General features: G+C 67.2%; 8 protein-coding genes. 4 read left to right on the top strand and 4 right to left on the bottom strand.

The window, feature by feature from the left end; genetic code table 11:
* The coding region (locus tag VJ655_RS05610; protein WP_324110083.1) for an MFS transporter at positions 1-885 on the bottom strand (885 nt) is incomplete at its 3' end.
* 177 nt (positions 886-1,062) lie between these two features.
* Here VJ655_RS05610 and VJ655_RS05605 point away from each other — a divergent pair.
* The gene (locus VJ655_RS05605; protein WP_324110082.1) at positions 1,063-2,070 is read left to right on the top strand and encodes a LacI family DNA-binding transcriptional regulator; all 1,008 of its coding nucleotides are present in this window, start codon (positions 1,063-1,065) and stop codon (positions 2,068-2,070) included.
* Here VJ655_RS05605 and VJ655_RS05600 read toward each other — a convergent pair.
* The 3 genes from VJ655_RS05600 to VJ655_RS05590 all read right to left on the bottom strand — a co-directional run bounded on the left by VJ655_RS05600 (position 2,067) and on the right by VJ655_RS05590 (position 5,039).
* Positions 2,067-2,846 (bottom strand): DUF1080 domain-containing protein, encoded by a 780-nt coding sequence (locus VJ655_RS05600; RefSeq protein ID WP_324110081.1) that lies wholly within the window; start codon positions 2,844-2,846, stop codon positions 2,067-2,069. The two genes, VJ655_RS05605 and VJ655_RS05600, sit on opposite strands and share 4 nt — an antisense overlap.
* A 91-nt stretch (positions 2,847-2,937) precedes the next feature.
* Positions 2,938-4,263, bottom strand: a complete 1,326-nt coding sequence (locus VJ655_RS05595) for a DUF5690 family protein (RefSeq protein WP_324110080.1) — start codon at positions 4,261-4,263, stop codon at positions 2,938-2,940.
* An 89-nt stretch (positions 4,264-4,352) separates the two neighbouring features.
* On the bottom strand, positions 4,353-5,039 hold the full coding sequence (locus VJ655_RS05590; protein ID WP_324110079.1) for a UTRA domain-containing protein: 687 nt from the start codon (positions 5,037-5,039) through the stop codon (positions 4,353-4,355).
* Between the two features lie 214 nt (positions 5,040-5,253).
* Between VJ655_RS05590 and VJ655_RS05585 the strand changes: the two genes are divergently transcribed.
* The 3 genes from VJ655_RS05585 to VJ655_RS05575 form a co-directional block, all read left to right on the top strand.
* Positions 5,254-7,377: a phosphocholine-specific phospholipase C gene (locus VJ655_RS05585; protein WP_324110078.1), complete on the top strand. Its 2,124-nt coding sequence runs from the start codon at positions 5,254-5,256 to the stop codon at positions 7,375-7,377.
* 30 nt (positions 7,378-7,407) lie between these two features.
* Positions 7,408-7,983, top strand: a complete 576-nt coding sequence (locus VJ655_RS05580) for an HD domain-containing protein (RefSeq protein ID WP_324110077.1) — start codon at positions 7,408-7,410, stop codon at positions 7,981-7,983.
* Between the two features lie 212 nt (positions 7,984-8,195).
* Positions 8,196-8,425: hypothetical protein (locus tag VJ655_RS05575; protein WP_324110076.1), on the top strand; the 230-nt coding region annotated here is incomplete at its 3' end.

Below are 8,425 nucleotides of genomic sequence, written 5' to 3'. Positions count from 1 at the left end.
GCTGTCGGCGAAGAAGGCGAAGACCGCGAAGCGCGCGGCGTGGCCCAGGACGCCGACGATCATCGTCACCTTCCAGCCCAGGCGCGCCAGCACCCGCCCCAGGAAGAACATGGTCAGGATCTCGGCCACCTGGCCAAGGCTCAACACCACCATGCTGAGATTGCCCGCGATCCCGACCCGGTTGGTCAGGAAGGCGTCGGCCATCACAAAGTAGCCGTTGTGGATCACGGAATCGATGAAGGTGACCAGGAACAGCACCAGCACGAACGGCGCGGCCAAAAGCTTGAAGGCGCGTCGCCAGGCCAGGTTGTCGATCCCCGGCGCGTCCTTGCGGGCCGGCGTGTGCGGCAAGGTCAGGGCATAGGCCGCGAAGGCGAAGGAGATGATCGCCGCGACCAGGAAGATCCACCTGACCTGCTCGACCGAGGAATGGGCGCCCAGCAGGAAGACGAAGGGCCAGCTGACCAGCACCCAACCCACCGTCCCGCCCATCCGCACCGCACCGAAGTCGGCGGCGGGATCCTTCAAGTTGGCGAAGGCGATCGAGTTGGTGACCGACAGGGTCGGAACATAGAGCAGGCTGAAGACCAGGTAGCAGCCGAAGAACGGCCAGAAGCTGGTCGAAAACGCCGTCCCCACCAGCGCCAGGCCGCCGATCAGATGGCTGACCGCCAGGAACCGCTCGGCGGAGAAGTTGCGGTCCGCGAACTGGTTGGAAAAGAAGATGCCGACCAGGGCGGCGACGCCCCAGGCGCTGCCGACCAGCGACTGCTGCCAGGGCGCGAAGCCCAGCATGCCCATGTAGGGAAAGATCTTCGGCGCCCAGGCGCCCCAGATCGCCAGCTGCAGCACCATCATCAGGAAGAGCCGGAAGCTCGTCTTCATGGTTCTGGCCTCCCCGACCAGTTTGGGCGGTTGTCGGCCGTTCTGGACCGCATCCGCTCCGATGTAATCGAAATCATCGATAACAGGGGTCCGCCGGACGGGCAACCGGCTAGAGGCCTCCCCATCGTGTGGAGCTGCGCCTTGCCAAGCCCCCGCCCAGTCGCCAGTGTCGCGCCAATGGCGACCATTCAAGATGTTGCGCGCGACGCTGGCGTATCCACCGCGACGGTGTCGCGGGTGTTCAGCGCGCCCGGACTGGTGCTGGAAGCGACCCGCAACAGGGTGATGGAAGCGGTGAACCGCCTCGGCTACGAGCCGAACTTCGCGGCCAAGAGCCTGCGGACCCTGCGCACCGAGAAAATCCTGGTCACCGTGCCCGACATCTCCAACCCGTTCTTCTCACAGGTGATCCGGGGCGTGGAGGAAGCCGCCCTCGCTGCCGGCTATTCGGTGCTGCTGGGCGACACCCGCCACGAGGAGGCGCGCGAGGAGCAGTACGCGGCCATGTTCCGCCGCAAGGAGGCCGACGGCCTGATCTTCCTGGGCCATCGCCTGCCCGACGTCCTGGCCGACATGGTCGCCGCCAAGGGGCCCAAGACGCCGATCGTCAATGGCTGCGAGTTTCGTCCCGGCCTGGCTGTCTCCAGCGCCCACATCGACAACGAGCGCGCCGCCGCCGAGGCGATGGACCATCTCTACGGCCTGGGCCACACCCGGGTCGGCGTCGTGACCGGCCCGCTGGCCAGCCCGATCAGCAGCGACCGTCTGGCCGGCGCGCTGTCGGCCGCCCAGCGCCACGGCCGCGCCAGCGCCCTGCGCATCGCCATCGGCGACTTCTCGATCGAATCCGGCGTGCGCCAGACCGGCGAGCTGCTGGACGAGCCCGGCCGCCCGACCGCGATCTTCTGTTTCAGCGACGAGATGGCCATGGGCGCGCTTGAGGCGATCCGCCAACGTGGCCTGACCTGCCCCGACGATGTCTCGCTGGTTGGCTTCGACGACATCCGCTTCGCCCAGTACCTGCATCCGCAACTGACCACCGTCAGCCAACCCAAGGAGCAGATCGGCCACGAGGTGGTGCGCATGCTGCTCGACATCCTGGCCGGGCGGACCACGGCGCTGCAGAACGTCACCCTGCCCCACCGCCTGATCGTCCGGTCGAGCACCGCGCCGCCCCGGAGCTAGCGCGGGGCCAGCTCGCGGACCCAGATGTTGCGGAAGCTGATCGGCGCACTGGGGTCGCCGTGCGCCTGCAGCTTGATCGGCGAAGACCCGTGAGCCTTGTAGGTCGGCTTGCCAATATAGACCGTCTCGCCCGCCAGCACGGCGTGGTCCTGGACCAGGACGCCGTTGTGCAGCACGGTCACCGTGGCCGGCGCCGCCAGCGTTCCGCCCGCGTCGAACACCGGCGCGCGCCAGACGATGTCGTAGGTCTGCCATTCGCCCGGCTTGCGGCTAGCGTTGGCCAGGGGCGGATGCTGCTTATAGACGCTGGCGGCTTGGCCGTTGACGTAGGTGGCGTTGTCATAGCTGTCGAGGATCTGCACCTCATAGCCCTGGTCGCGCGGCCCGGTGGACGCCAGGAAGACGCCGCTATTGCCCCGGGCTTGCCCGGCCCCCGTGATATCGGCCGGGATACGCCATTCCAAATGCAGCTGGTAGTCGCGAAAGGCTCGCTTCGTCTCGATATTGCCGCGCGCCTTGTCCACGGTCAGGACGCCGTCGGCGACGGTCCAGCTAGCGGGCGACCTGTCCTGGGCCGAGACCCATTGGCCAAGATCGCGGCCGTCGAACAGGACGATCGCGTCCGACGGAGGCCCACCCGAGGTCGTCGCGGGCGCGACCACGGGCGGCGTCGGCTTCCAGACCTCGGTGTCCTCGGGCTTAGTCTGGGCCTGAGCCGAGGTCGCGGCCAGCAGGCCGCCAGTGGCCAACAAGGCCAGGACGCTCTTCGTCGTCATGTCTATCCGCGCTCCCTGTCGCTCGACGACCAGTACTCGCCTCGCCGCCCAAGGTCACGTCTCGACCGGCGCGTTGAACGCAGGCCCCTCGTCAGGCGAGCGCGTCCTCGATAGCGGCGGGAGTCGCCGCGCGCTTGGCGCGCGCCGAGGGACGATGGCGCAGGAAGTAGAGACCGGCCAGGACCGCGCACGCCGAGCCGACGATGCTGGTCGCGTAGATGCTAGCGATGAAGAAGCCCAGCCAGTCCAGCGCGACCATGGCGAAGTTGCGCCAGACCAGCAGGGCGACGCTGCCCAGGTAGCCCGAGGCGTCGGCGACGTAGATCAGGAAGCCCGCCGTGCCCATCCGGCCACTAAAAGCGATCATCCGGTCGAAAAGCATGGCGTTGAACGGCGTATAGGCCATGTACAGGCCCGCGCCCGTCAGGATCATCCAGGTCAGCGGACCTAGAAGATGCGCCTGGAACGCCAGGGTCGACAGGCCCAGCATGGCGAACCCGGCCAGGATCACACCGTGCATGACGAGAAGAGCCCGCAGGTTGTCGCGCACCAGCATTACCGCGCCGATCGCCGCCAGGGAGACCACGGCCACCGGCAGCTCGCTGGCCGTGAAGACGCTGGAAGCCTCGCCATAACCCAGGGCCGTCCACAGTTCGGCGGCGAAGTTGTCGCGGAAATCGCGCAACGCCGTCAGCAGGACATAGGACAGCACCAGCAGCACGATCCCCGGCGCGTAAGCGGCCAGAAAGGCGCGGCGCTGGACGCTGTCCATCGGCTGTCGACGCACCCGGGCGGCCTCGTCGGCGGCGCTGGGCGGCGGCAGCTGCATCAACGCCCAGACCGAAACGGCCAGCAGGGGCATGAAGAGCGCGCCCGTGACGGCCGGCATCCAGAACGGCGAGACGTGGAGGTCGACCATCAGCCATTTGCCGACCGACTTCACCACGCCCGACGAAAGGATGAAGCTGGCGCAGAGGATGGCGCCCAGAACCTCGGAGGTGCGCCGCCCCTCCATGTAGCCGAACACCAGGCCCCAGATCATGCCCAGCGGCAGGCCGTTCAGGAGCAGGGCCGCAACGTTCCAGGGCGCGGGAACGACCGCGAAGGCCAGCAAGGCGATCCAGGAGACGCCGATCAGGCCCAGGATCGCCGCGCCGCGATGGCGAGGAGCGATTTCCGAGATCACCTTGACCCCGATCAGCTTGGAGGCGGCGTAGCCCGCGACCTGGGCCAGAACCAGGGCGATCTTGTAGTCGACCGCGAAATCCCAGCCCTCGACCGTCCCGAAGGTCGCCGCCGCGAAGGGCTTGCGAAACGCGTACATCGAGAAATAGGCGCAGAAACCGGCCAGGCCCGCGAACAGAGTGAAGACCAGCGGATTGGCCCGCTCCAGCCAGCGCCGAGGACCTGATGTCATGGAAACGCCCCTTGATGGAGCGGATTGGTCTATACCAAGTCCACGACAGCTGGATGACGGCGACCCGCCCCCAGAAACCTTGGTCTCGCCTAGCGGACGCGGATGTCGACGCTGACCTTCAGGGCGTCGTGCCGCCAGTATTCGCGGTCGAACTCGACCACCCGCCCCTGCGCGTTGTAGCAGGTGCGTTCCAGGTTCAGCCCAGGCAGGCCGGACTTCACCCGGAGAGCCTCGGCCTCTTCGCGGATCAGGGCGCAGGGACGCATGTCGACCTTGTTGCGCGCGACGTCGATGCCATAGACCGTCTTTAGGACGCTGGTCAGCGAGCCGTCGAGATCGTGCTCGATCAGGCCCGGCGCCAGGGAGGCGTCGACCACGATGCTCTCGATCAGCACGGCGCGGCCGTCGATCGAGCGCCTCCGGCGGATCCAGTACATCGGCGCGCCGACGGGACGCGAGAAGATCTGGGCTAGCATGCCGTCGCAGGCGATCTCGACCTTGCTCAGGGTCTCGGTCAGCGGCCGCCGTCCCTGCGCCTCGACATAGGACATGAAGCCTTCCCAGCGGGTCGGATCGTAAACCACCGGCGGCGGCGACACATACCAGCCGCTGCGATCCTTGCGGTAGATGACACCCTCGCCCTCCAGCTGGAACAGCGCCTCGCGGATGGTGCCGCGCGACACCCCGCCGCCGGCCTGCAACTGGCGCTCGGACGGCAGGCGCTCGCCCGGCTTCAGCTCACCGGCCGCGATGCGCGCGGCGATGTCGTCACGCATGCCAAGATATTGGAGATGATCGGGCTGTTGCATCTGACGACCTGGCCGACGGTCGAATCCCGCCGCGACGCGAGGATGGGAGGCCGCCCCTCCGGGGTCAAGGAACTGGAGCGGCCCCAGGGCAGTCGCCCCGACCGCGTCGAGATGTCATGAAACTTTCGCCATCGCGTCATTTCATCTGGTCTATACCAAAATCCCATTTTGGAGATGGATCATGCCGACCGACCGCCGCGCGTTCCTGCGCTCCGCCGCTGCTGGCGCCGCCGCCGGCCTGCTGCCGGCCACGGTCGCCAAGGCCATGGCCATCCCCGCGCGCCACCGCACCGGCACGATCATGGACGTCGAGCACGTCGTGATCTTCATGCAGGAAAACCGGGCGTTCGATCACTACTTCGGAACGCTGAACGGCGTACGCGGCCTGGGCGATCCGCGCCCGCAACGCCTGCCCGGCGGCGGCTCGGTGTGGCGCCAGCCCAGCCAGGAGCATCCTGACGGCTTCGTCGCGCCCTTCCACGGCGACGCCTCGGCCACCAACGCCTACACCGTCGATGGTTCGGACCAGGGACACCAAGCGGCGATCACCATCGTCAACGGCGGTCGCTACGATCGATGGGGCCACAGCGGCGAGCTGCACAAGCGGATGGTCTACTACAGGGCCTCGGACCTGCCGTTCTACCACGCCCTGGCCAGCGCCTTCACGGTCTGCGACGCGTATCACTGCTCGACCCTGACCCAGACCTACCCCAACCGCCTGCACCTCTGGACGGGCTGCAACGGCGGCGGAAAAGTCGGCGGCGATCCGGAGATGAACAACTACGGCGAGGACGAGACTCCCAGCGCCGACATGGCCGAGGATAAGGTCATGGCCAAGGGGCCGTACGACTGGACGACCTACGCCGAACGCCTGCAGGACGCCGGAGTCAGCTGGAAGGTCTACCAAGAGTACGACAATTTCGGCGACAACATCCTGTCGGTGTTCAAGAATTTCCGCCCCTGCGCCAAGGACTCGCCGCTCTATGACCGCGCGCGCTCCTGGGTGTCGGAGCATAAGACCGGCCCGGACCGCACCCGCTCGGACGGCGTGCAGTTGGTCGAGGCGTTCCGCGCCGACGTCGCCGCCGATCGCCTGCCGCAGGTGTCGTGGATCGTCACCGCCGCCGACCTGTCCGAGCATCCCCAGGCCGAGCCCTCGAAGGGCGAACATGTCTGCGCCGAACTGGTCAAGGCGCTAGTCGATCACCCCGAGGTGTTCGCCAAGACCGTCTTCATCGTCAATTACGACGAGGCCGGCGGCTTCTACGACCACATGCAACCACCGATGCCGCCGCTGACGCCCGAGCAGGGCTGGAGTTCGGTGTCCGTCGCCGGCGAGGCCAAGGACTATGGCCAGGCCGAGGTCGACAACCAAGGCGCCCATCCTCTGGGCCTGGGTATCCGCGTGCCGGCCATCATCGTCTCGCCTTGGAGCCGGGGCGGCTTCGTCTGTTCGGAGGTGTTCGACCACACCTCGACCTTGAAATTTCTGGAGCGTCGTTTCGGGGTCCGAGAGGACAATATCAGCGACTGGCGCCGGACGGTTTGCGGCGACCTGACCTCGGCCTTCGACTTCGCGACGCCCAACCAGGACTGGACGGCCCTGACCCTGCCGGCCACCGCCGACTACATGCAGCGCGTGGCTCGCTCCAAGGCCGCGCCGACCCTGCGAATTCCGGAGATCCAGACCCCTTCGACCCAGGACGGTCCCCAGCGCGGCGCGCGCGCCCTGCCCTACCTGCTTTCGGCCGACGCCAGGGTGAAGGACGGAGCCCTCTTCATCGACCTCGTCAACGCCGGCCGGGCGGGCGCCGTGTTCCAGGTGTTCGACAACACCGACCGCGACGGCCCCTGGCGCTTCACCCTGGCGGCCGGACAGAAATACGCCGCCGGGCACTGGAACAGAACGCGGCGCGCCCCGGGCCCCTATGACCTGACCGTTCACGGTCCCAACGGCTTCTACCGCCGCTTCGCCGGCGACACGTCACGGCCGCAGCCCCTGATCACGGTTTCGGCCGATGCGCGCTCGCGCCTAGTCGTCAGCCTGGCGGGCGGCTTGGCCGGGCTCGTCACCACTCAGATGGACGAGGCCTATCCACTGGCCGAGGGCGAGGCTCGCCAGACCGTCGCGCTCAAGCCCAAGAGCGTGGTTCGCTCGGTCTGGGACCTGCGTGGCAGCGACCACTGGTACGATCTGACCCTGACCTTGGCCGACGATCCTTCGTTCACCCAGCGCCTGGCCGGCCATCTGGAAACGGGCCGCGCCAGCCGCACCGACCCCGGCATCGGGCGTATGCGCCTGTAAGCCTAGTTCAACAGCTTCGACGGATCCAAGATGACTTCTCGTCCCGCGGCCGACGCTTTCATGGCCGAACTGACCGATCTTTTCACACGCTTGGGAGGCCTGCACTACGGCGAGGACGTGAGCCAGCTTGCCCATGCGCTTCAGACGGCCCACCACGCCAAGGCGGACGGCGCGTCGCCGGCCCTGGTCGCCGCGGCCCTGCTTCACGACGTCGGCCATCTGATGCAGAAGATCGGCGAGGACGCCGCCGACCAAGGCGTCGACACCCGCCATGAGCACATCGGCGCCGGCTACCTGGCGCGCGCCTTCGGTCCGGACGTCACCGAGCCGATCCGCCTGCACGTGGCGGCCAAGCGCTATCGCGTGGCGGTCGACGCCGTCTATCTGGAGAACCTCAGCAAGGCGTCGCTGCAGAGCCTGGCCCTGCAGGGCGGTCCGATGAGCCCCGAAGAGATCGAGGCCTTCCTGGCCGAGCCAGCGGTCGAGGCGGCCCTGCGACTGCGCACCTACGACGAGGCCGGCAAGGCTCCCGAAGCGGAGGTGGCCAGCTTCGAAAGCTATCACGACCTGCTACGCGATCTGATCGGTCGCGCGGACCAGGCCTAAGGGCTCAGCAGCACAGGCCGGCGCCTCGGTCATTCCCGCCCCAGGACGACGGGGATGCGCGGCCGGGTGCGAACGCAGATCGGCCTTCTGTCATTCCGGGTCGATCGTTTGGCCTGCGGACGGTTTCCAATTCGATCCTGACAGTTTCTGACGCGTCGGGGCGCCATCAATGACGGGCGCACTCGTTTCACGACCTGTCGAAGGAAAGATATATGACCCTCTTCCGATCGAACCCGATGGCGGCGCGTCGGCGCGGGAGCGCAATCCTGCGCTACGCGCTTATCCTGGCGAGCTTGGTGTTTCTACCGGTCCCGGCTTCCGCACAAGCAGCTTCAGATCCGGCGAAAAGGGAAGCACTAGCCATGACCAATCAAGAAGCCTGGAAGATATACGAAAAATATCTGAGCGCGTGGAATACGACCTCTGTCGAAGAGCGCCTGAA

This window comes from Caulobacter sp. (assembly GCF_035254145.1).
Classification (GTDB): domain Bacteria; phylum Pseudomonadota; class Alphaproteobacteria; order Caulobacterales; family Caulobacteraceae; genus Caulobacter.
Note: the sequence above shows the minus strand (reverse complement) of the source record. Positions and strands in the feature narration are given on the sequence as shown.